This window comes from Rahnella sp. AA (genome assembly GCF_002834385.1).
In the GTDB taxonomy this organism is placed as follows: Bacteria; Pseudomonadota; Gammaproteobacteria; order Enterobacterales; family Enterobacteriaceae; genus Rahnella.
Map to the genome: position 1 here is coordinate 205,948 of NZ_PITQ01000003.1, position 22,787 is coordinate 228,734.

The following is a 22,787-nucleotide window of genomic DNA, read 5'->3' on the forward strand; positions in this document are numbered from 1 at the left end:
GATGTTAGAACTGGTGGTTAAACGGCTGATATCAGCCATACCGACGCTGTTTCTGGTCACGCTGATGGTTTTCTCAATGCAGAAATTACTGCCGGGCGACCCGATCACGGCGATGGCGGGCGAAGAACGAGACCCGGCGGTGATTGCTCAGTTGCGCGAGCAATATCATCTCAACGATCCAATCCCCAGCCAGTATTTCCACTGGGTGGGTAACGCGCTGCGCGGTGACTTTGGTACGTCACTGCGCACGCAGGAACCGGTGTTGCAGCTGATTGCCAGCAAACTGCCGGTGACGCTGGAGCTGTCGATGCTGGCGATGATTGTCGCACTGATTATCGGCATCACGATGGGTGTGCTGGCGGCGGTCAATAAGGGCACCTGGATTGATAACGGCACCAACTTTCTGGCGCTGTCGGGGATTTCGATCCCCCATTTCTGGCTCGGGGTTCTGCTGATTATGTTCTTCTCGGTCAAACTGCACTGGCTTCCGGCGTCCGGCTACGTGCCGTTCTCGGAAGATCCGCTGCAAAACCTGAAAACCATGCTGCTGCCTGCGGCGGTGCTCGGTACAGGGCTTTCTGCCACGCTGATGCGCCATACCCGCGCAGCGATGATTGCGGTGCTGAAGGCCGATTACATCCGCACGGCACGCGCCAAAGGGCTGTTGCCGAAAAAGGTCATCATGAAACATGCGCTGCGCAATGCGCTGGTGCCAATCATCACGCTGACCACGTTGCTGTTCGGTGAACTGCTGGGCGGCGCAGTGCTCAGCGAGCAGGTTTTCACCATTCCCGGCTTCGGCAAGATGATTGTTGATTCGGTCTTTAACCGTGATTACGCGGTGGTTCAGGGCGTGGTAATGGTCGTGGCGGTCGGTTTTCTGCTGATGAATCTGCTGGCCGACGTGCTGTATGTGCTGGTTAACCCACGTATGCGGAGAGCCTGAAATGAGTGTTTCCGTTATTACCGTGACCACCTCACTCAGCGCCCGCGAGCCGAACCGCGTCCTGCGTAAGTTTTTGCGTAATAAGAGCGCGGTCATCGGCGCGGTGCTGGTGCTGACTTTCGCTTTGCTGGCACTTCTGGCACCGTGGATATCGCCGTTTGATCCGATCAAAGCCGATTTCATGGCGGTGCGCAAAGCGCCTTCCGCCCTGCACTGGCTGGGCACCGACGAGCTGGGGCGCGATATCTTATCGCGTCTGTTCTGGGGCGCGCGCACTTCGCTGATGGCCGGTTGCGTGTCGGTGATTATCGCGATTGTGATTGGTGTACCGCTGGGCCTGATTGCCGGTTACTGGCAGGGCTGGCTGGACGGGATTATTTCCCGCGTAGTCGAAGCGCTGCTGTCCTGCCCGTTTCTGGTGCTGGCGATTGCGCTCGGCGCATTTCTCGGGCCAAGCCTGGGCAATGCGATGATTGCTATCGGGCTTTCTGCGATGCCAATTTTTGCCCGTCTGACCCGTGCGCAGGTCATGAGCATCCGCAATGAGGAATACATTGAAGGCGCGCGGGCAATTGGTCTGCCTGACCGCTGGATTTTGCTGAAATATGTGCTGCCCAACGTGCTGTCACCGATTCTGGTGCAGGCCACGCTGGCGGTGGCATCGGCCATTATTACCGAAGCCAGCCTGTCGTTTCTCGGGCTGGGGCAGCAACCGCCGGACGCCTCGTGGGGTGCGATGCTCAATACTGCGCGCAGCTTCCTCGAACAGTCGCCGTGGATGTCGATTTTCCCCGGACTGGCGATTTTTATGACGGTACAAGGTTTTAATTTGCTGGGCGACGGGCTGCGCGATGCGCTCGATCCCCGCGCTGAATAATGCGTTTTCTAAAAGGAATAAAGATGTCTGAGAATTACGATTTTAACGTCGCTTATCCTACGTTGCGCCCGACGATGATGGGGGCCAATGCGGTCTGCGCTTCCCAGCCTTTGGCCGCACAGGCCGGGATGAAAATGCTGATGCTCGGCGGGAACGCCGCCGACGCCGCCATCGCCACTGCGATGGCACTCACCGTACTGGAACCCAGCGGTAACGGCGTGGGCAGCGACGCCTTTGCGATTATCTGGGACGGCAAAAAAGCTCACGGCCTGAACGCGTCTGGGCGCTCTCCCGCCGCGTGGACGCCGGAATATTTTGCAGCCAAAGGGCATGAAGCGGTGCCAACCTATGGCTGGGACGCCGTCACCGTGCCCGGCGCCGTCTCCGGCTGGGTAGCCGTCGCGAAACGCTTCGGCACCCTGCCGCTGACCACGCTGGCACAACCGGCGATCGACTACGCCCGCAACGGCTTCCCGGTATCGCCACTGATTGGCCGCCTGTGGGAAATTGCGGTGAAAAAATTGAGCAACCAGCCGGGCTTCAGCGAGTGTTTCGCGCCTGAAGGCCGCGCGCCAAAAATCGGCGAAATCTTCCGTAATCCGCAGCTGGCCGACACGCTGGAGCTGATCGCCAAAACCGAAGGAGAAGCGTTCTACCGTGGCGAACTGGCCGATAAAATGATCGCCCACAGCCGCGAATTTGGCGGCGCGATGACGCACGATGACCTGGCGAATCACCAGGCCGACTGGGTAGACACCCTGCAACAGTCTTTCGCGGGCGGCTCGGTTCACGAACTGCCGCCAAATGGTCAGGGCATCGCCACGCTGATTGCGCTGGGCATTCTCGATAAGCTTAACATCGGCGATAAACCGGTGGATTCCGTCGAAACCACGCATCTGTGCATCGAGGCGATGAAACTGGCGCTGGCCGATTTAGATCAGCACGTTACCGACAACGACCATATGCAGTTCGACCCGCAACTGTTCCTGAACGATGCATATCTGGAAGAACGTGCGCGCCTGATTGACCGCACAAAAGCCAGCGACGTGACCTACGGCGCACCGCGTCCGGGCGGCACGGTTTACCTCACCGCCGCCGACTCCAGCGGCATGATGGTGTCATTTATTCAGTCCAACTATATGGGTTTCGGTTCCGGCGTTGTCGTACCGGGAACCGGCATCAGTATGCAAAACCGGGGTTGCGGCTTCACGCTCGATCCGCAGCATGCCAACTGCGTTGCGCCGAATAAACGCACGCTGCACACCATTATTCCGGCATTTGCGCAGGACGGCGAAGGCAAACCGCTGATGTCCTTCGGCCTGATGGGCGGCCCGATGCAGGCGCAGGGGCATCTGCAACTGGCGCTGCGCATTATGCTGTACAAACAGAATCCGCAGGCCGCCATCGACGCACCGCGCTGGCGGATCAACGGTGGCCGTCAGGTGGCGATGGAAGCCACTTATGACCACAATACGCTGGCGGCGCTGCGCGCAATGGGGCATGAGCTGATTGTGGAAGACCCGCTTGGCGGCCATTCGTTTGGTGGCGCACAGGTGATTGTGGCAAATCCGGCGGGCGGGTATCTGGCGGGGACAGAATCAAGGAAAGACGGCCAGGCATTGGTGATGTGAGAAATTTTCGGTTTTTCACTTACCGTGGGGAGCTCATATAAGTCAACACCTTGGGTTGCCACCCAAACGGTCCTCAGGTCAAAATCGACGTCAAGGTCGTGGGCGTCGGCCCACACCGACTTGGGGGCGGCATATCGCCACCGCCCCCAAGACCCCCGGGCTCTTTCACTGCGCGCTACCGCTCGCTGGCACTGTTTCAGGCACAACAGCTATTGCCGCAAAATCCCGCCGCTCCGCGGTTCCCTCCACTCGGGTTACAAACCGCGCGGTAAAGATACGCGGTTTTCCACCTCTCATTACGGCGTGATTTTTGAAAGCGGCCACAAACTTTCTAATTCACAACCTCACCGCTTATTGTTATCCAAAATGCCGTTGAATGTAGATAAGCCTTGGCCGCTATCAGAAAGCTTGCTGAATGAGTGTTTCGAGACGTAAGGCTCGAAGACCGTAATGAAGGTACCGCGCAGCGGCAAGATTTCGCGGCAATAGCCGGAGTTGCTGAAACATAGCCAGCCAGCGACAGCGCGTGTTGTAAAAAGACGCGGAGAGTCCAGAGAGGGGCCGTCCTGGCCCTCTCTGGTCGGTTTCGGTGCGAAAAACCATGTGATAACAGTTATTGAAAAACCGAAATTTTCTCGATCCAATTAAAAACTAAAATCGGTGTGGGCCGACGCCCACGACCTTGAAGTTGAAGTTGAAGTTGAAGTTGAATTTCCCCTTTGATCCCACATCCTCTGTGACACCCCTTCCAAATTTCACCTAAAAAAATGTAATTCGACGCCGGTCGTTTAAAAATTTGAAACACCGTTCTATAAATGGAGTGTTGAGTTTTTCGCACTTTCATATGGAGAACAAATCTATGACCCGTCCACTGTTTCATGGCGTGATCCCGCCGGTTTCGACCATCCTGAATGAGAATGAACAGCTTGATCGCCAGGGAATGGCGCGTCTGATTGATTTCGCCATTGAAGGTGGCGTTAACGGTCTGTTTTTCCTCGGCAGTGCGGGCGAATTTGCGCATATGTCCCGCGAACTGCGCCACGAAGTCGCCGAATTTTGCACCAGACACGTCGCCGGACGCGTGCCGGTGCTGATTGGCGCGGCGCATCCCGGCACGGCGGAAACGCTGGCGTTTGCCCGGCACGCCAGAAGTGTCGGCGCGGACGGCGTAGTGGTGGTGAACCCGTATTACAATCCGATTACGGAAGAAGCGTTGTACCTGCACTACAAAACCATTGCCGAAAACGCCGGCCTGCCGGTGGTGATGTATAACTATCCGGGGCTGACCGGCCAGTCAATTCCCGTAAATCTGATTAAACGCCTGGCGCTGGATTGCCCGAATATTGTCGGCCTGAAAGATACCGTCGATAGCCTGAACCATATCCGCGAAACGCTGGCGGCGGTCAAACCGGTGCGCCCGGATTTCGCGGTGTTTTCCGGCTATGACGAATACCTGTTCGGCACGCTGATCCTCGGCGGTGACGGCGCCATTCCCGCCAGCGCAAACTTTGCGCCACAGCTCACCTGCGGTATTTACCGTGCGTTTAAAAAAAAGGATTTCGCGACCGCCGTTGAGCTGCAACAACGTCTGTCATTCCTGCCGCCGCTGTATTCGCTGGATACGCCGATTTACAACGTCATCAAATACGCCATCTCGCAGGCCGGCATCGAAGTGCCTGTTTATTCGCTGAAACCGGCGTTGCCGCTGAGCAATGACAAACAGAAAATCGTCCGTGAAATCCTTAAGCAGGCGGGCATTCTGAACTGATTGAATACCCTGACATCCTCCCTCCGCGATGAGGGAGGAACCCCCCTGACAGATCTAAATCGAAATCATTACTATTCCTGTTTGATATTCGTTACTCTATCCGCATGATTTATCGAACCGAATATCTTTCATAACGTCATGATGCAAACACTTCTCGACAGTTTCCGCGATACGCCTGTGAGCTGGGTGGCCGATACGTTTAAGCCGCTGACGCCGCTGGTCACCAACGCGATACCGATGTCACATCTGACCACCGCCGAAGGCTGCGGCATCGTGCTGAAACGCTATCTGGATGCCAATGCCGCCGACGCCGCCCAGTGTGATAAACGCCGGGCGCGCATTTCGATGTGGTCACAGTGGTATTTCGCTACCCTGCTTCCGGCCTGGGTGATTGTGTCGTTACGCCACGGTTGGCAGTTGCCGATTGCGGCTGAAAATGTCTATCTGTGCATGCAGGAAGAAGGTTTACCGGCACAGATTTACCTGGACGGTGAAGGCGAAACGCTGATTTCGCAGGAGCCTATGGCACGGTTTGACGTGATGATCGAGCAGCAACTGCGCCCGATTTGCGAAGCTCTGGCAGAATTCTCCGGCCTGAAACCCGGCATTTACTGGAGCAATGCGGCCATCCGCGTCGGCTGGGGCGTGCAGCAGGCTGAGCTGGCCAATGCGGATATCTCCGATGGCACGGCACTGATGGAATCCCGCGAGCTACGCTACGGCGGCAAAAACCCGCTTTTTCAGCCGATGCGTGCGGAAAACCCGGCAGACCCCGAAAGCCCGCAATACCGTAAACAGTGCTGCCTGCGCTACGATCTGGAAGACCACGCGATGTGCCCTTCCTGCCCGTTATTGCTAGCAGAGCGTAAATCCGGCAAAAGACGCAAAACCGTCGCGGAGTAATTTGCTGATGCGCCAGCCACTTACCAAACGGTAATAAGTTAAGCGTAAAAAATGATTGGATCTTAGTCTCATATAATTATAAGAATTACGTTATATAGACCAACGAGGCATTCATCATGACAATGAAAAAACCTAAGAGCTGGCCATCCGCTCTGAACTCGCTGGCCTCAGAGGTTATTGATACTCTGGCGCAACCCGTTAACCGCGTATGGAACACGTTAACCGGCAACCAGCAGCCGCTCAGAGCAAGGATTGTTCATCGTTATGCGATTCCGTCTACCCGTACCATCAGCGTAACGGAAGGATTCTTCGGGTTTATTCCGGTGGAATCTTATGAAAATGAACGTTTTATTCTGGAAGTCGCGTACGCCGACAAACAGTATCAGGTAGAAGTACCACGCGCTTACTACCAGAGAAGTAACATCGGCGACGGTATCGATATCCACACGCTGTAACGCCCTCTTCTTTAAACAGGCTGCACCTTCACGGGCGCAGCCTTTTTTATGCGCTGAACTCTGCCGTTTCTGCCAAAAAATCTGCCTTACCCCACAGATTTCGCTTTTATTTTGTTCAATACATGAAAATTATTGACATAATAATCACCTGAATTTAGAAAATTATTTACATTCTATTCCCACCGTTTGTTTCCTTTTATGAGGTTAATGATGACCCGCACCGGACAGCTTTCCCCTGCCTCTGCCAGCCAGTCACGCCGCGCGTTAGTCGCCGGTTCGGTGGGCAACTTTATCGAATGGTACGAATTTGGCGTTTACGGCTATCTGGCGACACTGATCGCCGGTAACTTTTTTACCCTCGAAGGCCAGACCGGCATGACCGGTTTGCTTCTGACGTACGCGTCGTTCGCGCTGGCCTTTTTCTGCCGCCCGATTGGCGCCATTATCTTTGGCCGCATCGGCGACCGCATTGGCCGTAAGCCCACGCTGATTGCAGTGGTGTTACTGATGACGCTCGCCACCGCCATCATCGGTATCCTGCCGACTTACGCTCAAATTGGCGTCACCGCGCCGCTGTTACTGACACTAATGCGTATGTTCCAGGGCCTGTTTGCAGGTGGTGAATTTGGCGGCGCAGTTTCACTGATGACGGAATTCGCCCCGAAAGGCAAACGCGGGATTTACGGCGCATGGCAGTCTTTCACCGTGTCACTCGGCCTGCTAACCGGCGTGGCGCTGGTGGCCATTCTGGTGCAGTGGCTGCCGGATGCTGAAATGAAAGCCTGGGGCTGGCGCATTCCGTTCCTGCTGGCCCTGCCGATGGGGCTGGTGGCACTTTATCTGCGTCTGAAACTCGACGAAACGCCGACCTTTATTGCCAGCCAGAAACCGGAAAAAAACGCGCCGCGCACGGAGGAAGAAAAAGCCTCAGCGCTGGCGACCGCCAAAGCTATCGCACTGGGGATTGGCCGCATGATGGGCTGGTCGGCAGGCGGTTACACCTTTCTGGTGGTCATGCCGTCTTATCTGCAAACCTCGCTTCAGGCCACGTTTTTACAGGCACTGGTCGCGACCGTGCTGGCGAACGTCGGTTTCGCGATTGCGATCCTGCCATCGGGCTGGCTGAGCGACAAAATCGGCCGCAAAAAAGTGATGATGATTGCCGTGCTGGCGGTGATTATTCTCAGCTTCCCGCTGCTGCATCTGCTGCAAAACCCGGAAAGCAGCCTGCTGGCAAAAGGCGTCGCCGTGCTGATTGCCGGTGCAACCATCGGCATGATTGCAGGCCCCGGCCCGGCGATGCTGGCGGAAATGTTCCCGACCCGCGTGCGTTATACCGGTCTCGGCCTGTCTTATTCGCTGTCAAACGCCGTGTTCTCCGGCTGCGCAGGGCTGATCATCACCGGCCTGATTAAAGAAACCGGGAATCTGGATATTCCTGCGTATTACGTGGTGGCGACCTGCGTGGTCAGCCTGTTTGCGCTGATGACGCTGCGCAAAGACGACCATCTTCGCGAACTGGAAAAATAACCGATGAATCTGCAATCGCGCTTACAGGCTTTGCAGGGCAGCTTTTCACCGGCTGAAAAGCGGATTATTACCCTCATTATGCTGAGCCCGCCGGATGTCGCGAAATTGAGCGTCACCGCACTGGCGAAGCTTGCCGAAACCAGCACCGCCACGGTCGTGCGAACCAGCAAACGGTTAGGGTTTGAGGGGTATCCCGCGCTGCGGCTGGCGCTGGCGGCAGAACTGCCACTTGCGCTACCGCCCGCTGAATCGCCGCTGGCGGCAGACATTAATGAAACCGACTCCCCGAAGCAAATCCTGCATAAGCTGCTGGCGTTTGAGGTAGAAGGCGCGACGGCGACGGCGCAGTTGCTGAAAGGCGAATCGCTGGAAGAAGCCGTTGCAGCGCTGGCTCAGGCGCGGCGGATTGACGTCTACGGCGCAGGCGCGTCTTCGCTGGTGGCACAGGATTTTTGCCAGAAACTGCGCCGCATCGGTTTTATCGCCCAGACGTTCGGCAGCACCGATGAAAGCCTGGTCAGCGCCTGTCAGTTAACGGCGGCAGATGTCGCGCTGGCGATTTCCCATTCCGGCGAAACGGCGGGCGTCCTGGATGCACTCCTGCACGCGAAAAACACCGGTGCGACAACGCTCGCTATCACCGCCAGTGGCCGGTCACCGCTCGCGCGCAAAGCCGATATTGTGCTGCTCACCAGCAGCCGCGAACTGGGTTTTCGCGCCGCCGCGATGGCGAGCCGCACCAGCCAGTTGCTGATTATCGATTGCCTGTATATCGGCGTCGCGCAGCGCTTCCCGGGCGCGCGGGAAGCCTTACGCAAGACCCATGACGCCGTGCGCCAGCGCCGCCGCTGATATTCCGGCACTTCACAACACGCCTTCTATACTTCATAAAACACTCCGTTTTATGCGTTTATCTGAGGGCAGCCATGTTCACCCACCGTTTGGTTTTTCCTGCCAGCGTGCTTCGCGGACGCGGCGCGATTAAACATTTAGGCGCAATGTGCGGACGTCTCGGCCAGCGGGCCTTATTGGTCGGCGGTAAACGCGCGATTGACAGCGTTGAAGCTAAAGTCGCCGATCAGCTCGAACAACAGATGGTCAGTTATCTGGGCAGTGAAATCTTCAACGGAGAATGTTGCCAGCAGGAAATCAACCGGCTGGCGGACGTTTTCCGCACGCAAGGCGTTGAAGTGATTATCGCCACCGGCGGCGGAAAAGCGCTGGATACCGCCAAAGCGGCGGGGGTCGCCTGCAATATTCCGGTCGTGACATTGCCGAGCATCGCGGGCACCTGCTCCGCCGTTACTTCACTGGCGTTTCGTTATCATGAAGATGGCGAGTTCCGCGATATGTTTCCGCTCCCCTGCGGCCCGGCAGCCGCCGTTATCGATGCTGATTTGCTTGCAGCCTCCCCGCTGGCCTGGCTTTCAGCCGGTATCGGCGACACGCTGGCAAAGTGGTACGAATACCGTGCTATCAGTGATCTGACCCAGCTCACCGGCCTGGCGGGTGTCGCGAGAACCAACAGTGAACTTTGCTATACGCTGATCGAACACTTCGCCGCCGACGCCTGTTTCGCGGTACAGGACGGCAAAGCCAGCAACGCCCTCGAACAGGTGCTTGATGCGATTTTCCTCTACGCCGGGCTGACATCCATCATGAGCAACGGCGCACACACCGGCGCGTCTCATGCCTTATACGAAGGTTTCACTGCCTGCGCCAAAACCCGTCACGTCGCGCACGGTCTGCTGGTCGGCTACGGAAATCTGTGCCTGCTGGCACTGGAAGGCCGCAGCGATGAGGAGCTGCAAACTGCCATAGCCCTTGCACGTGCCAGCGCAATCCCGACGCAGCTTTCGCACATTGCGCAAGGCCTGACGGAGCAGGATCTGGCAGCAATCATTGACCGGAGCCTGAGTACACCGGATATGGCAAACATGCCGGGAGATATTTGCTTCGCAGATGTGAGAAGTGCAATTGAGAGAGTGGAAGGACTCGCCGCCCAAACGGGTCTTGGTTTTAAATAACTGATCAAGTTTCGGTTTCTCACTCGCCGTGGGGCTGGATCGAGAATATTTCGGTTTCTCACTCGCCGTGAGGGCTGGATCGAGAATATTTCGGTTTCTCACTCGCCGTGAGGGCTGGATCGAGAATATTTCGGTTTCTCAACAACTGTTATCACATGGCTTTTCGCGCCGAAACCGACCAAGCGAGGGAAGTGCGTTCCCTCTCTTGGATCTCTCCCCGCTTTTACAACACGCGCTCCGCTCGCTGGCTATGTTTCAGTTGCCGCAGCTATTGCCGCGAAAACTTGCCGCTGCGCGGTACCTTCATTTCGGTCTTCGAGCCTTACGTCTCGAAACACTCATTCAGCAAGCTTTCTGATAGCGGCCAAAGGCTATTAAGTCAAAAGCTGATCAAGCATATATTTTCTTTTTATTCTGAAACGGTGAGGTTGTGAATTAGAAAGTTTGTGGCCGCTTTCAAAAATCACGCCAAAGCGAGAGGTGGAAAACCGCGCATCTTTTCGCGCGGTTTGTAACCCGAGTGGAGGGAACCGCGCAGCGGCGGGATTTTGCGGCACTAACGGTGGCTGCTGAAACAGTGCCAGCGAGCGGTAGCGCGCAGTGAAAGAGCCGGAGATTCTTAAGAGGCGCGGCGATAGGCGCCTCTTAAGGCCAGTTTGGGTGGCAACCCAAGGTCTTGATGTCGAATGAAGGATTCAAAAAGCCCCCTTTTTAAACCACAATCACCGCTCTCGGCAGTCGACTCATCCTTACTCCCCCGTCTTCCGTCACCACCACCGTCTCACTAAATGCAATCCCCGCGGCTGAGGTGTACATGTGAAAAACCATATTCTCTTCCAGAATCCAGTCAGCCGCTGGCGTGAAGCAGTGCGAGAAATCGCTCGGGCGCGGGGTTCGCGTATAAAGCCCCAAAGAATAACCGGTGACATTGCCGTATTCCGCGCGCAGCCCGGCTTTGAGAACAGCGTTACGCAAAATCGCGTCCACGTCGCAGGCTCTGACGCCAGGTTTCATGGCGGCAATTTGGGCATCCTGCATCGCAATAAGCTGTGTGGCGACGTTTTGCCGCGCCGGGCTTAACCCACCGAAAATAAACGGGCGCATCAGGCGCGCGCTGTAATGCCGGACTTTCGGGATAAGCTCGACGTGCAAAATATCATCATCACACAACTGTTCTTCATGCGTCTGCGCATGCAGGAAGCCGCTGTCTCCGCCCGAAAGAACAATCGGGCCGGTTTCTCCCGTGTCCGCCCCTTCGGAGAGGAAAATGCGCGCGGCAAGAGCCGCCACATCACGCACCCGCCAGCCCGCTTTCACCTGCTCTTTCAGCGCCAGAAATGCCCTGTCGGCGATATGTGCCGCTTCGCGCAATGCATCCAGTTCATACGAAAACTTAACCTGCCGCAGCCGGTCACTGATGCCCGGCATTGGCCGCCAGATAACGTCAGGCAACCGTTCAGCAAGCTGGTGCCAGGTTTCCACCGTCATGCCGTAAGAATGCGTATCAGCACCCAGATAAGTCTGCTGATAACCCCGGGCCATCAGGCTCCCGGCAACGCATTCCCACGGATCCTGATGGTCATCATAGGTGACAATGTCACGTAACCAACTACTGCGTCTGCACGGTGCTTCGTCGAGCTTGCGCAGAACCATCCACGGCTCGCCAGTCAGCGGGACCAGACAGGCGCGGTACATCGTTTCCGAAACGGTATAACCGGTTAGCCAGGCCAGCAGTTCACCGCTGTCAACCAGCATCACTTGTGCATCCGCCATTCGCATGGCGTCCCGCAGCCGGCTTAATGCGGCCAGATTCACGGCCATAGACATCGGCTTCTCCCCCAGTGTTATGCTTCGTCGGGCTGACAAATTTCAAGGATCGCCAGCAGGTAAACACGCACCGTATCCAGGAAATCTTTGATGTGAACGCGCTCGTCCGGCATGGTGTTAAACTTACCGCCCGGCCCGCAAACCACCCCTTCCATGCCCAGCATCTGATAAAAATGTGCCGCATCGGTGCCATAAAATGCCGGGGGCGTAATCACGCCCGTCGGCTGTTCTTCACCACGAACCGCCTGATAGGCACGGTTGACGGCTTTCACGATCGGAGACTCCACTGAGACTTCGAAGGGCAACATGGTCGGGCGATGACGTTTGCCATCATCAAACAACTCAGCCTGCAAGCCGGGGAATTCAGCACACAAATCATCGAGCAGCGCCTGTAAATCGGCCAGCACGGTATCGACCGTCTGCCCCGGCGCAAAGCGCGCCGAGCCGCTGAGACGGGCAAAATCCGCCACCTGCGGCGGACGCCACTCTTGCAAATCACGCCCCAACGCACCGTGAACGGTACCGATATGGCCGCGATTAATTTTACGGTGGTCGTCCGTTTCTGCACCGGTAAACGTGATGTTGTTAATACGCGGGATCAGCGCGATCGCCGCCTGAATGGCATCGACCGCTTCTTCACGCTTGGAGAGATGGCGCGTATCACCGGTCAGTTCGATGGTAAACATCAGCGACCCGGCGTGCATGGTCATGGCCTGCACGTCAGTCGGCTCCGAGTTGATGAAATAATCCGCTTTCACGCCCTGCTCGATGGCCGCAATGGTGCCGATCCCGCCCTGCAATTCCCCCACCACATAAGTGAGGATCACATCGCCTTTCAGTTTCACACCGTTGTCGATAAGCGTTTTAAGCGCGCAAAAATAGGCCGCATCGCCGGCTTTCATGTTGGAAACGCCGATGCCGTAAATAAATTCATCGTCAATTTTTCCTTCCCACGGATCGACCGTCCAGCCTTCGGTCACCGGGTTGGTGTCAAGGTGGCCGTTGAACAACAGGCTTTTCCCGCTGCCGGTTCCGCGCAGCGTACCGATGGCGTTCAGACGCTCACCCGGAACGGGTTGCAGTTGCGTTTCCAGCCCCAGCATCTGCATCTGACTGGCCATATATTCCGCCAGTTTCCGTTCGCCGTCGGTTTGGCTGTAACTTTTGTGCTGGACCATTCTCGCCAGAAAATTCAGGCAATACTCGTCGTCAATTGCAGCCAGTAATTGTTGAGAATTCATAGGTAACCCTTTCAATTTCAGATATTTTATTTCACAGCCGTTTCTGGCGCATGCACCGCCGCCAGCAACGCCCTGGTATAATCGTGGCTGGCGTGCTGCGCCATCGCATCCCCCGGCAGCACCTCCAGTAAATCGCCGCGATACATCACTGCCACGCGGTGTGCAATCTGGCGGATCAGATTCAGATCATGGGTAATAAACAGGTAAGCCGTACCGTAGCGACGGCGCAATTCCAGCAGAAGCTCAATGACCGTGGCCTGTACCGAAACGTCCAGCGCAGCCGTAATTTCATCGCAAATCACCAGCTCCGGCGGATGGGCGAACGCCCGGGCAATCGCCACGCGCTGCTTCTGACCACCGGACAGTTCATGCGGAAAACGCCGGGCGAAACTGGCGGGTAGCCGCACGTCCTCAAGTAAACGAGTCACCGCCTGCGCTTCGGTTTCCCCTTTTGGCAGGCCGTACAACCGCAGTGGCCGCGCGATGATTTCGCCGATGCGCTGCCGTGGATTGAGCGAAGCATCCGGATGCTGGAAAATCATCTGCACACGGCGACGGTAGTCTTTATCCATTTCTGCACGGCCAAAAAGGTTGTAGCCGTTAAAATCGATTTTTCCGCTAAACGGCACCAGGCCGGTCAGGGCTTTTGCCAGCGACGATTTGCCGGAACCGGATTCCCCGACAACACCGACAATTTCACCGCGATGCACCGTCAGGCAGATGTCCGATGCGGCGCGTGTTTTACCGTTTTCACGCCGGAACAGTTTGTCCAGCAGGCCGTGACGGCCATAGTCGATATTGATGTTTTCCAGGCTAAGCAGGGGCTGAACAGAAACCGGTGCCGGGTCAGTCAGACGTTGCGCCGGATCGGGCACCGCAGCGACCAGCTTTTGCGTATAGGCGTGCTGCGGTGCGAGGAATAACGTTCGCGCCGCGGCTTGCTCAACGATGTGGCCTTTTTCCAGCACACAGACACGATCGGCAACAGCTGAGACCAGCGCCAGATCGTGAGAGATATACAGCGAGGCGACGCCCGTTTTTTCACGCAGGCGGGCAAACAGCGCCAGAATCTGCGCCGAGCTGATCACATCCAGCGCGGTAGTCGGTTCGTCGAAAATCAGGCATTGCGGTTCACAGGCAAACGCGGTGGCAATCAGCACACGTTGCTTTTCCCCCCCGGACACCTGATGCGGATAGCGTTTCATCATCGCTGCCGGATTTTTCAATTCAACATCACTCAGCAGCCGGATGCCCAGCTCCAGTGCCTGTTTCGCATCCAGCCCGCGATGGCGGATCAGCACTTCGCTCACCTGCTCGCCCAGCGTCAATGTCGGGTTAAGGGATGCACTGGGATCCTGAAAGATCATGCCCAGTTTGCCGCCGCGCAGATTTTCTATCTGCGGTTTCGGCATCTGACAGAGGTCCTCCCCGGCCAGCAGAATTCGCCCGCCGCGTTCACGGGCGTTAGCGGCCATGTACCGCATGATTGACCAGCCCAGCGTGGTTTTGCCTGAACCGGACTCACCGACCAGCCCGACCACTTCGCCACGCTGAACGCTAAGGGAGATATCCTGCAAAACCTGTAATGGCTGTCCATCGGGCAACTGGTAATCGAGGCTGTAATTTTCAATGGCTAACAGGGCTTCAGTCATCAGTGGCTCCTCGGATTGAGCGCATCACGCAGGCCGTCGCCCAGCAGGTTAAAACCAATCGCCACCAGGGCAATCGCCACACCGGGGATCAGCATCATCCACGGGGCATTAAAGAAATAGGCGCGGGCTTCGGACACCATCAGCCCCCACTCCGGCTCTGGCGGCTGCGCACCCAACCCGAGAAAGCTCAGGGTAGCGAACAGCATGATGGCGAAGGCCACGCGGATCGTCGCCTCAACGATAATAGGCGCGACAATATTGGGCAGCATTTCACGCAAAATGATGTAGTGCGTGGCTTCACCCCGCGCAATGGCCGCGCTGATGTAATCCTGCTGACGCGCCGCCAGCGAGACGCTGCGGGCGATGCGCACCATGCCGGGAACAAACGCGATGGTGATAGCCAGCACGGCATTGAAACTGCTCTGGCCGAGCGTGCTGACGATTAACAAGGCAAACAGCAGGCTCGGAATCGACATCACCGCGTCCATCGTGCGCATAATCGCTTCGTCTGTTTTGCCCCCCAGATACGCGCTGGCGGTGCCGATCACCGCGCCAATGACCATTGAAATAAAGGTCGCCAGCAAAGACAGCACAATCGTGGCCCGTGCGCCAACCATGACACGGCTGAAAATATCGCGCCCTAGCTGATCGGTGCCAAACCAGTGATCCAGAGAAGGCGCTTTGTAGCGCGCCAGAATCGAAATAGATTCCGGATCATAAGGCGCAACATGCGCCCCACCGCACACCATCAGCGCGGCCAGAAATAAGATAAACAACCCGACAGCGCCCTGCGGCGAACGGATTAAATGCTTCATCACATCACGCATAACTGATCCGTTTATCGAGGAAAACATAGGCCAGATCGGCCAGGAAATTAACGACGGAATAGGTCGCCGCCAGGATCAGCACGCCGGCCTGAATGGTCGGCAAATCCCGTGCCTGCACCGCCACAATCAGCTCACGGCCAATCCCGGGGATCGCAAAGATTTCTTCCACGACGACAATGCCGCCGAGCAGATAACCGACATCGAGTGCCACAATGGTAATCGTCGGCAAAAGGCCATTACGCAGTGCGTGGCGCCACAGGATCCGGCGGCGGGACAACCCTTTCAGGTGCGCAGCGCGGATATAGTCCGTCTGCAAAACGTCAACCATTTCCGAGCGAACCATACGGGAAACGTGGGCAACCAGAATCATCGCCACGGTGACGGAGGGCAGGATCAGATGGCTGATACCGCCCCAGAAATCCTCGGTCAGCGGCACGTAGCCCGTAGCGGGGAGAATTTGCCAGACATCAGCAAACAGCAGCAAAAGCAGCGTGGCAGTCACGAATTCCGGAAACGAAATGCCGACGTACGACAGCACGCTGACCAGCATATCGGCCAGCTTTCCGCGTCGCACCGCCGCCCAGATGCCGAGCGGGATGGCGACGACCAGCATCAGCAACAGCGCGCAGGCCGCCAGCAGCAACGAACGCCCGAGTGCGGCCATAATCACAGGTGCCACCGGCAAACCGTTGCGCATCGACTGGCCGAAATCACCGTGCAGCACGCCACTGAGCCAGTGCCAGTATTGCAGCCACGCCGGGGCATTCAGCCCCAGACGCGCACGCACTGCCGCCAGCGCTTCCGGCGTGGCGTTCTGGCCCAGCAGCGTGACGGCAGCATCTGCCGGTAAAAGTTGCGTGATGCCAAACACCAGCAGCGACACCACCAGCAGCGTGTAAATCACCAGCATGAAACGTTTAAACAGATAACTCGCCGTCACAATAAATGCCCCCTGTTATTTCCGGGTCGGGGCTTTCGCCGTCAGCCACACATGATCAAGGCGGAATACGGCACCGCGCGGATGCAGCTGATAACCGGCGACGTAATCACGCCCTGCCGCCAGCAAATCAAAGAAAGCCGGGATCAGCGAAGGCACTTCGTCATGCATCAGTTTCTGCGCCGTAGCATAAAGCCCGGTGCGTTTTGCCGGGTCGGCGGTTTCACGCGCGGCTTTTACAGCGGCATCAAACTCCGCATTGTTCCAGCGGGTTTCGTTCCAGGAGGCGGTTGAGGTGTACAACAGCGAGAAAACGGCGTCCGGCGTCGGTTGCATATTGTAGAAACCGACATAGAAATTGCCCTTTTTCCAGACCTGATCGAGATAGGTACTGTGCGCCATTGTCTGCACATTGATACGAAAACCGCCCGGTTTAGCCATTTCACGCAGCGCAATACCGAGCTGTGTGCGGGTTGATGGTTTATCGGACGCAATCAGCGTCAGATCCAGCCCGTCAGGATAGCCGGCGTCTTTCAGCAGCGCTTTAGCTTTGGCGTAATCCGGCGCTTTCAGAGGTTCGTTCAGATAATACGGATAAGCTGAGTTCAGCGGCGTATCGTTGCCCGGCGTGCCGTAGCCTTCGGCCACGAAATCGACGGTGGCTTTGCGATCAACGCACAACGCCAGTGCCTGACGGACACGCACATCGTTGAAGGGTTTAACGTCGCAACCCATATTAACGTTGAGGAACTGGCCGGACGGCACGCGCAGCGGCACGACACCGGCGGATTTCGACAGGCGTGCAAATTCGGTAGACGCCGCGGACAACATCAGATCGGTATCACCGGCAATCAGTGCGGAACCTTCGGCGATAGCGTCCGGGTAGACCACCACTTCCACGCGGTCCAGATGCGGGCGGGACGGGTCGTAATAATGCGGGTTACGCTCAACGACAATCAGGCGTTCGGGGTCAAATGACACCAGTTTGAACGGCCCGGTCCCGATGGCTTCTTTGCTCAGGCGTTCCAGCTGCCCATTCGAAATCGCCGCAGGAATAATTTTGGCATCGGGGTACGCCAGCATGACCGGCAGATCGGCGTAAGGCCCGTCGGTACCAATCACGACTGTACTGGCATCCGGCGCGCTCACGGTTTTGATGGGGCCGATATTGTGCTGGCCCGGCGAGGCATTTTTTGCATCGAGGATAGCGTTCAGGCTGGCAAGCACGTCGGCAGAGGTACAGGCAGAACCGTCATGGAAACTGAGGTTTTTTCGCAGGGTGAACGTCCACTGCGTTAAGTCATCACTGGCTTTCCAGGATTCGGCCAAATCCGCTTCGGCTTTCATGTCCTGCGTCAGACGTGTCAGGCCGCTGTAAAGCAACTCAGCCACCAGATATTCCGGGTTAACCCGAGCCTGTTGCGGATTAAGCATTCCCGCCGCCTGATCGACGCTGATACGCAGCACGCCGCCCTTGCGCGGTGCACCGCTGGCATCGGTGGCGCTGGAAACGGCAGCGGCAACATTCCCTGACCACGGCAACATGGCCGCGCCGGTGAGAATAGTGGATCCTGCGATAAACTGACGGCGGTTAACGCCTTTCATTGCACACATTATTAAACCCTCTCTGCAGAATGAAAAAAGCCCTGGGTTGGCGAATTTTCTGTGGGAATAAAATCAGAAGCTAAATAAGCAAGAATGGACTGCGATAACGCGACTACGTCCTGCATCGTTGTGTATTCGTCCGACGCATGGATACGGTTTTCCGGCCGGGCCAGCCCGCCGAGTAAAATTTCCTGAATGCCTGCCTGCTGAACCCAGCCCATGTCAGAACTGGTCGATGATCCCCACACCGCGAAATCGTTTGCGTGGAAGCCAAAACCCCGGCTCAGCGCCGCAAGCCAGCGCGGCCAGTGCGGGCCGGTCGGATCGCTGACCGGTGCCAGATGCCCGATAAGGTGATACTCCACGTTCAGTGCTGCAGAATTTTTCATCGCCTGATCAATGCAGTCGGTGAGTTCTTTGAACACCACGTCAAAAGGTTCTTCCGGCGAATAGCGGCGGTTAACCAGCACCTCAAAACGGGCGGGAATGGTGGAGCCTTTACCTCCGCCCTGCGCGGCGGCGAGCGTGAGGCGCGACGTCAGCGGACGCCCCTCAAAATGCGGCGGCGCAGGCATTGCTGAAGCACGCTGTTCAACGTCACGTTTCAGCGCGTACAGTGCATTCATCAGCGGCAGGCTTTCTTCGATGGCATTAATCCCACCTACCGGATCGCCGGAATGCGCCGAGCGGCCGGTGATAGAAATTTTGAGATCGAGACTGCCGAAACAGCCGCCCCAGATACGCGGCACCGCTCCGCCATTGAAGCTCAGCATATGGCCGGAAAATAGTTTTTGTTCGGCAAGATAGCGCACGCCGGGATACAGCCCGCCTTCTTCATCGGTGCATAACAGCAGAACCGGATTAAATTTCAGCACCAGCCCGTAACGCTGTGCCGCGCGGATCGCCGCCAGCGTCGCGACAATAGTTCCCTTCATGTCAGCCGCGCCGCGGCCAATCAGTTTGCCCTCCGCCTGCGTCAGTGCCAGTGGCGGATAGTTCCAGCCATCTCCAGCCGGAACCGTATCGACATGGAAATAGAGATTGCAGGCCTGCGCCGCTTTACCCGGCAAGGTGGCAATCACGTTGACCCGTTCGCCCTGCGCACTGCCGTCCGGCGTTTGCCACAGTGATTGCGGCACACTGACCCGCTGGCACTCAAAACCCATCGGTTCGAGCAGAGTTTCCATCAGACGGGCAAAAGCCGGATAACCGGAACCTGGCGGGAAGCAGGTATCAACCTCCAGCATCTGGCTGAGATCCTGTAAAATGGCGGCTTCGTCCTGCCGGATGGAGTCCAGAGCAATTTGCAAACTTCCTTCACACGACATGCTATACTCGCTTTATTCTATTTCTATATAGTTTATAGATAAAGCAGATGTCCGTTCAGGTCAATAGGTAATCAGGTATGACACAAGAAAATAAAACAGAGCAGGACGCTTCCCCTTTTGCCCGTCTGAGTGAGAGGGAATCCGCACCGTTATACGAAGTGGTGAAACGCCATATCAGCGAATCCATTCTGATTGGCGATTTACCGCCTGGCACGGTTTTGCCGAGTGAAAATGCGCTGGCGGCAGACTTCGGGGTTTCCGTTGGCACTGTGCGCAAGGCGCTTTCAGCGCTGACCACGGAGGGGATGCTGATGCGCCGGCGCAAAACCGGCACGGTTGTCACCGGCTGGGCACCGCTGCATAACCTGAGCTATTTCTTTCAGTATTTCCGCATGCATGGCCGCGACGGTGCCCTGCTCAATTCCGAAACTATTTTGCTGGATTACCAGACCGGGGAAGCCAGTGCGCACGAAGCGGAGAAACTGCAAATTGGCTGCGGTGCGGCAGTGATCCGTCTTAAGCGTTTACGGCGCGTTAAGGGGATACCGGCGATGCACGAACGGCTGGTTTTACCGGCTGAACGCCTGCCCGATTTCCCCGCTGCTGATGCATTACCGCCGTTGTTATACCGGTTCCTGCTGGAAAAATACGGCGTGCGCGTAGCCGCCGTTCGCGAGCAGTTAATTGCGGAAATGGCCGATGCCGACGACCTGAAATGGCTGGAACTGGAAGCCCCGCACGCGGTGATGGTGATTGACGAGGTGTCATTTGATCAGAGCGCAGTACCGGTGATCATGGCGCATCACCGGTTTAGTACAGACCATTTTATGTATGTAAATGAGATCCGGTAGAGGCAACGGGGCGGCTTTAAAAGCCGTTAAGTTTTGGTTTTCTCACTCGCCGTGGGGCTGGTAACGGATCGAGAAAATTTCGGTTTCTCAACAACTGTTATCACATGGCTTTTCGCGCCGAAACCGCCAAAGAGGGAGGAAAGCGCCTCCCTCTTTGATCTCCCACGCTTTTTTAAAACACGTGCTGTCGCTTGCTGACTATGTTTCAGGTGCCACTGTTATTGCCGCGAAAACTTGCCGCTGCGCGGTTCCCTTTCTCGGTTTCGAGCCACAGGTCTCGAAACGCTTCGCGCGGCAAGCTTTCTGAAAGCGGCTAATGGCTTTTTCAATTCAAAAACGGTCTGCTTTTATCTTTAAGAAAGGTAAACTGGCGCGCTCAGAAATTTTGCTGACCGAGAGTTCGAGACCTCAGGCTCGAAGCCCGTAGGGAAGGAACCGCGCAGCGGCAAGATTTCGCGCCACTCATCGGAGTAACAGAACATGTCCATCGTTCCAGCGGCAGCGCGCAGTTAAAAAAGCGCAGAGTCCAGAGACCCGCGCGTTACCGGGTCTTTGGTCGGTGTGGGCCGACGCCCACGACCTTGAATTTGAATTTGAATTTGAATTTGAATTTGAATTTGAATTTGAAGCAGACTCCGAATCAGGGATTCAAAAGCCCCCTTTTGTCCTCCCCCAGCTCCCACAATTTCCTGCGAATCAGCTGTTTAAGCTTTAACGCCGCCTGCGAAGCAGGTTGATCCTTCCTGCTCAGCAGGATCACCTCAAACGGCAGTGCCTCCACGACAGGCACAATCTTCAACTGATCGACATACCGCCGGGCGGTAAACGTATCAACAACGCCGACACCGCCGCCTGCCAGCACCATGTCGGCAATCACGGAATAGGTTTTAATGAACAAGGCTGAATGCGGCATCAGGCCGTTTTCACGCAGGACGCGGTTGAGCACCTGTCCGAGCGGATCCTGCTGCTGGAGCATCAGTAAGTCGTTTTCACATAACCATGCCAGCGACACCGGGCCTTCGACCTCAGAATCTTTCGGTAATAACGCCACCATGTTGGCCTGATAAATCGACTCAGCGACCAGCTCCTGCGTGGCCTGCTCGCCGAACGCCAGGGCGAAATCCATTTTGTATTGCAGCAGATCCTGGCTCAGCGTATTGAAATGCCCGGTCACCAGTTCGACGCTGCCGCCGGGCGTCTGGCGGCGAAAATCTACCAGTACCGGAGCCATCACGCTGTGCCCGAGCGCGTGCGCCGAACCGATGCGCACGTGCTGGCCTTCGCCCTGACGCAACTGCTCCGCCAGTTCGCCAATCGCCTGAATATGGCTGAACAACGCCTCTACTTCCGGCATCAGACGGCGGCCTTCGGGCGTGACGATCAGCCCCTGCGGCGTGCGGTCAAAAAGCGTAAAACCCAGTTGCTGTTCGGCATGGTTCAGTACGCGGCTGACGTTGGGCTGCGAAACGTTGAGCAGGCGGGCCGCACCGCTGACGCTGCCTGCCTGTAATACCGCCTGAAAGACTTCAATGTGGCGTAAGCGCATTTATTTCTGCGTCGTCGCAAGGTAAGAAAACGCGCTTAACAGGCTGATAATATTGGCGACGTTCGGGCTGTGATAGCCCACGGTGACGGCGTCAATACGCTCAACCCCCGGGATCAGGCTGAATAAGTCGGCCAGCACCGGTCTGGCGGCCATCAGCTCAAGATGGTACGGGCCGCTGAATCTTCCGGCGGTGAGCGGCGCGGGTTTGCTGACAGCAATCGTCGCCTGTTTACGGATTTTTGCGCAGGCAATTGACGGGCTGTCGGATTCGGCAGCGTTGGCGGAAATCGCGCGTTTTACGCAGACGTACTGGGATTCCGGGTAATGACGGCGGATCCAGGTTTCGAGATGATCGTCACCGGTCACCAGCCACAGCGGAACGTTCAGTTCGGCACCGGCGGCGGCGTACAAATCACTTTCACCGACCACGTTGCCATTGAGTTTGACGCGGTAGAAGGCACGGCCATTAATGGTATGCGCCAGCACGCCATTTTCCCCGGCGGCGGTGTGGTAGCCGACAAACATCAGTCCGTCGTATTGCTGCTGTTGCAGGCCTTCAACCATCGATAATCCGCGCGGTTTACCCTGCACCAGCCGGGCGCGCGGGTCGATTTTTTCCGCACGCAGGTTCTGCATCATCGCGTGGCTGTCAGCGACCGTGACTTCGGTTGCGCCACCGGCAAATGCACCGTCAATGGCCGCATTCACTTCGCCTTCCATCAGCGCCCGCGCGGCGTCGTAATCCGCATTGCCCGGGCTGCATTGCTCGGGGCGCATCACGCCCGCAATACCTTCGATGTCAGCAGAGATAAAGATTTTCATTATGGGTTCCCTTT

The 22,787-nt window shown here is 56.8% G+C and carries 19 protein-coding genes; 10 read left to right on the top strand and 9 right to left on the bottom strand.

What is annotated here, in order from left to right; genetic code table 11:
• Position 1 precedes the first annotated feature (1 nt).
• The 9 genes from CWS43_RS09265 (at position 2) to CWS43_RS09305 (ending at position 10,137) form a co-directional block, all read left to right on the top strand.
• Positions 2–946, top strand: a complete 945-nt coding sequence (locus CWS43_RS09265; RefSeq protein WP_101076654.1) for an ABC transporter permease — start codon at positions 2–4, stop codon at positions 944–946.
• A 1-nt stretch (position 947) separates the two neighbouring features.
• Positions 948–1,823 (top strand): ABC transporter permease, encoded by an 876-nt coding sequence (locus tag CWS43_RS09270; RefSeq protein WP_101076655.1) that lies wholly within the window; start codon positions 948–950, stop codon positions 1,821–1,823.
• Between the two features lie 23 nt (positions 1,824–1,846).
• Positions 1,847–3,454, top strand: a complete 1,608-nt coding sequence (locus CWS43_RS09275) for a gamma-glutamyltransferase family protein (protein ID WP_101076656.1) — start codon at positions 1,847–1,849, stop codon at positions 3,452–3,454.
• A gap of 859 nt (positions 3,455–4,313) precedes the next feature.
• On the top strand, positions 4,314–5,222 hold the full coding sequence (locus CWS43_RS09280; protein WP_101076657.1) for a dihydrodipicolinate synthase family protein: 909 nt from the start codon (positions 4,314–4,316) through the stop codon (positions 5,220–5,222).
• Between the two features lie 138 nt (positions 5,223–5,360).
• Positions 5,361–6,125, top strand: a complete 765-nt coding sequence (gene fhuF / locus CWS43_RS09285) for a siderophore-iron reductase FhuF (RefSeq protein WP_101076658.1) — start codon at positions 5,361–5,363, stop codon at positions 6,123–6,125.
• 116 nt (positions 6,126–6,241) lie between these two features.
• On the top strand, positions 6,242–6,580 hold the full coding sequence (locus CWS43_RS09290) for a hypothetical protein (protein ID WP_101076659.1): 339 nt from the start codon (positions 6,242–6,244) through the stop codon (positions 6,578–6,580).
• Positions 6,581–6,790: 210 nt separating this feature from the next.
• On the top strand, positions 6,791–8,110 hold the full coding sequence (locus CWS43_RS09295; protein ID WP_101076660.1) for an MFS transporter: 1,320 nt from the start codon (positions 6,791–6,793) through the stop codon (positions 8,108–8,110).
• 3 nt (positions 8,111–8,113) lie between these two features.
• The gene (locus CWS43_RS09300; protein WP_101076661.1) at positions 8,114–8,962 is read left to right on the top strand and encodes a MurR/RpiR family transcriptional regulator; all 849 of its coding nucleotides are present in this window, start codon (positions 8,114–8,116) and stop codon (positions 8,960–8,962) included.
• Between the two features lie 74 nt (positions 8,963–9,036).
• On the top strand, positions 9,037–10,137 hold the full coding sequence (locus tag CWS43_RS09305) for an iron-containing alcohol dehydrogenase family protein (RefSeq protein ID WP_101076662.1): 1,101 nt from the start codon (positions 9,037–9,039) through the stop codon (positions 10,135–10,137).
• A gap of 711 nt (positions 10,138–10,848) precedes the next feature.
• Here the strand turns inward: CWS43_RS09305 and CWS43_RS09310 are convergent.
• The 7 genes from CWS43_RS09310 to CWS43_RS09340 are packed head-to-tail and all read right to left on the bottom strand — an operon-like array spanning position 10,849 to position 19,554.
• On the bottom strand, positions 10,849–11,964 hold the full coding sequence (locus tag CWS43_RS09310) for a Xaa-Pro peptidase family protein (RefSeq protein WP_101076663.1): 1,116 nt from the start codon (positions 11,962–11,964) through the stop codon (positions 10,849–10,851).
• Positions 11,965–11,981: 17 nt separating this feature from the next.
• Positions 11,982–13,205 (bottom strand): M20 family metallopeptidase, encoded by a 1,224-nt coding sequence (locus tag CWS43_RS09315; protein ID WP_101076664.1) that lies wholly within the window; start codon positions 13,203–13,205, stop codon positions 11,982–11,984.
• A 26-nt stretch (positions 13,206–13,231) separates the two neighbouring features.
• Positions 13,232–14,857, bottom strand: a complete 1,626-nt coding sequence (nikE, locus tag CWS43_RS09320; protein WP_101076665.1) for an ABC transporter ATP-binding protein — start codon at positions 14,855–14,857, stop codon at positions 13,232–13,234.
• The gene (locus CWS43_RS09325) at positions 14,857–15,684 is read right to left on the bottom strand and encodes an ABC transporter permease (RefSeq protein WP_101076666.1); all 828 of its coding nucleotides are present in this window, start codon (positions 15,682–15,684) and stop codon (positions 14,857–14,859) included. The genes nikE and CWS43_RS09325 overlap by 1 nt, the downstream gene beginning before the upstream one ends.
• Positions 15,677–16,624, bottom strand: a complete 948-nt coding sequence (locus CWS43_RS09330; RefSeq protein WP_101076667.1) for an ABC transporter permease — start codon at positions 16,622–16,624, stop codon at positions 15,677–15,679. The genes CWS43_RS09325 and CWS43_RS09330 overlap by 8 nt, the downstream gene beginning before the upstream one ends.
• 15 nt (positions 16,625–16,639) lie before the next feature.
• Positions 16,640–18,235, bottom strand: a complete 1,596-nt coding sequence (locus tag CWS43_RS09335; protein ID WP_101076668.1) for an ABC transporter substrate-binding protein — start codon at positions 18,233–18,235, stop codon at positions 16,640–16,642.
• A gap of 2 nt (positions 18,236–18,237) precedes the next feature.
• On the bottom strand, positions 18,238–19,554 hold the full coding sequence (locus tag CWS43_RS09340; protein WP_101076669.1) for a M20 family metallopeptidase: 1,317 nt from the start codon (positions 19,552–19,554) through the stop codon (positions 18,238–18,240).
• A gap of 77 nt (positions 19,555–19,631) precedes the next feature.
• Here CWS43_RS09340 and CWS43_RS09345 point away from each other — a divergent pair, with 77 nt between their 5' ends.
• Positions 19,632–20,405: a GntR family transcriptional regulator gene (locus CWS43_RS09345; RefSeq protein WP_101076670.1), complete on the top strand. Its 774-nt coding sequence runs from the start codon at positions 19,632–19,634 to the stop codon at positions 20,403–20,405.
• 640 nt (positions 20,406–21,045) lie between these two features.
• Here the strand turns inward: CWS43_RS09345 and CWS43_RS09350 are convergent.
• Positions 21,046–21,951 carry a LysR family transcriptional regulator gene (locus CWS43_RS09350; protein ID WP_101076671.1) on the bottom strand — a complete coding sequence of 302 codons (906 nt, stop codon included), beginning with the start codon at positions 21,949–21,951 and terminating at the stop codon, positions 21,046–21,048.
• The gene (locus CWS43_RS09355; RefSeq protein WP_101076672.1) at positions 21,952–22,773 is read right to left on the bottom strand and encodes a M55 family metallopeptidase; all 822 of its coding nucleotides are present in this window, start codon (positions 22,771–22,773) and stop codon (positions 21,952–21,954) included.
• Positions 22,774–22,787: the final 14 nt, after the last annotated feature.

Coding starts and splice junctions, on each gene's coding strand:
- CWS43_RS09300 (WP_101076661.1), top strand. CDS start 8,114: ATGAATCTGCAATCGCGCTTACAGGCTTTGCAGGGCAGCTTTTCACCG.
- CWS43_RS09265 (WP_101076654.1), top strand. CDS start 2: ATGTTAGAACTGGTGGTTAAACGGCTGATATCAGCCATACCGACGCTG.
- CWS43_RS09325 (WP_101076666.1), bottom strand. CDS start 15,684: ATGCGTGATGTGATGAAGCATTTAATCCGTTCGCCGCAGGGCGCTGTC.
- CWS43_RS09270 (WP_101076655.1), top strand. CDS start 948: ATGAGTGTTTCCGTTATTACCGTGACCACCTCACTCAGCGCCCGCGAG.
- CWS43_RS09275 (WP_101076656.1), top strand. CDS start 1,847: ATGTCTGAGAATTACGATTTTAACGTCGCTTATCCTACGTTGCGCCCG.
- CWS43_RS09305 (WP_101076662.1), top strand. CDS start 9,037: ATGTTCACCCACCGTTTGGTTTTTCCTGCCAGCGTGCTTCGCGGACGC.
- CWS43_RS09355 (WP_101076672.1), bottom strand. CDS start 22,773: ATGAAAATCTTTATCTCTGCTGACATCGAAGGTATTGCGGGCGTGATG.
- CWS43_RS09315 (WP_101076664.1), bottom strand. CDS start 13,205: ATGAATTCTCAACAATTACTGGCTGCAATTGACGACGAGTATTGCCTG.
- CWS43_RS09335 (WP_101076668.1), bottom strand. CDS start 18,235: ATGTGTGCAATGAAAGGCGTTAACCGCCGTCAGTTTATCGCAGGATCC.
- nikE (WP_101076665.1), bottom strand. CDS start 14,857: ATGACTGAAGCCCTGTTAGCCATTGAAAATTACAGCCTCGATTACCAG.
- CWS43_RS09295 (WP_101076660.1), top strand. CDS start 6,791: ATGACCCGCACCGGACAGCTTTCCCCTGCCTCTGCCAGCCAGTCACGC.
- CWS43_RS09290 (WP_101076659.1), top strand. CDS start 6,242: ATGACAATGAAAAAACCTAAGAGCTGGCCATCCGCTCTGAACTCGCTG.
- CWS43_RS09350 (WP_101076671.1), bottom strand. CDS start 21,951: ATGCGCTTACGCCACATTGAAGTCTTTCAGGCGGTATTACAGGCAGGC.
- fhuF (WP_101076658.1), top strand. CDS start 5,361: ATGATGCAAACACTTCTCGACAGTTTCCGCGATACGCCTGTGAGCTGG.
- CWS43_RS09310 (WP_101076663.1), bottom strand. CDS start 11,964: ATGTCTATGGCCGTGAATCTGGCCGCATTAAGCCGGCTGCGGGACGCC.
- CWS43_RS09340 (WP_101076669.1), bottom strand. CDS start 19,554: ATGTCGTGTGAAGGAAGTTTGCAAATTGCTCTGGACTCCATCCGGCAG.
- CWS43_RS09280 (WP_101076657.1), top strand. CDS start 4,314: ATGACCCGTCCACTGTTTCATGGCGTGATCCCGCCGGTTTCGACCATC.
- CWS43_RS09345 (WP_101076670.1), top strand. CDS start 19,632: ATGACACAAGAAAATAAAACAGAGCAGGACGCTTCCCCTTTTGCCCGT.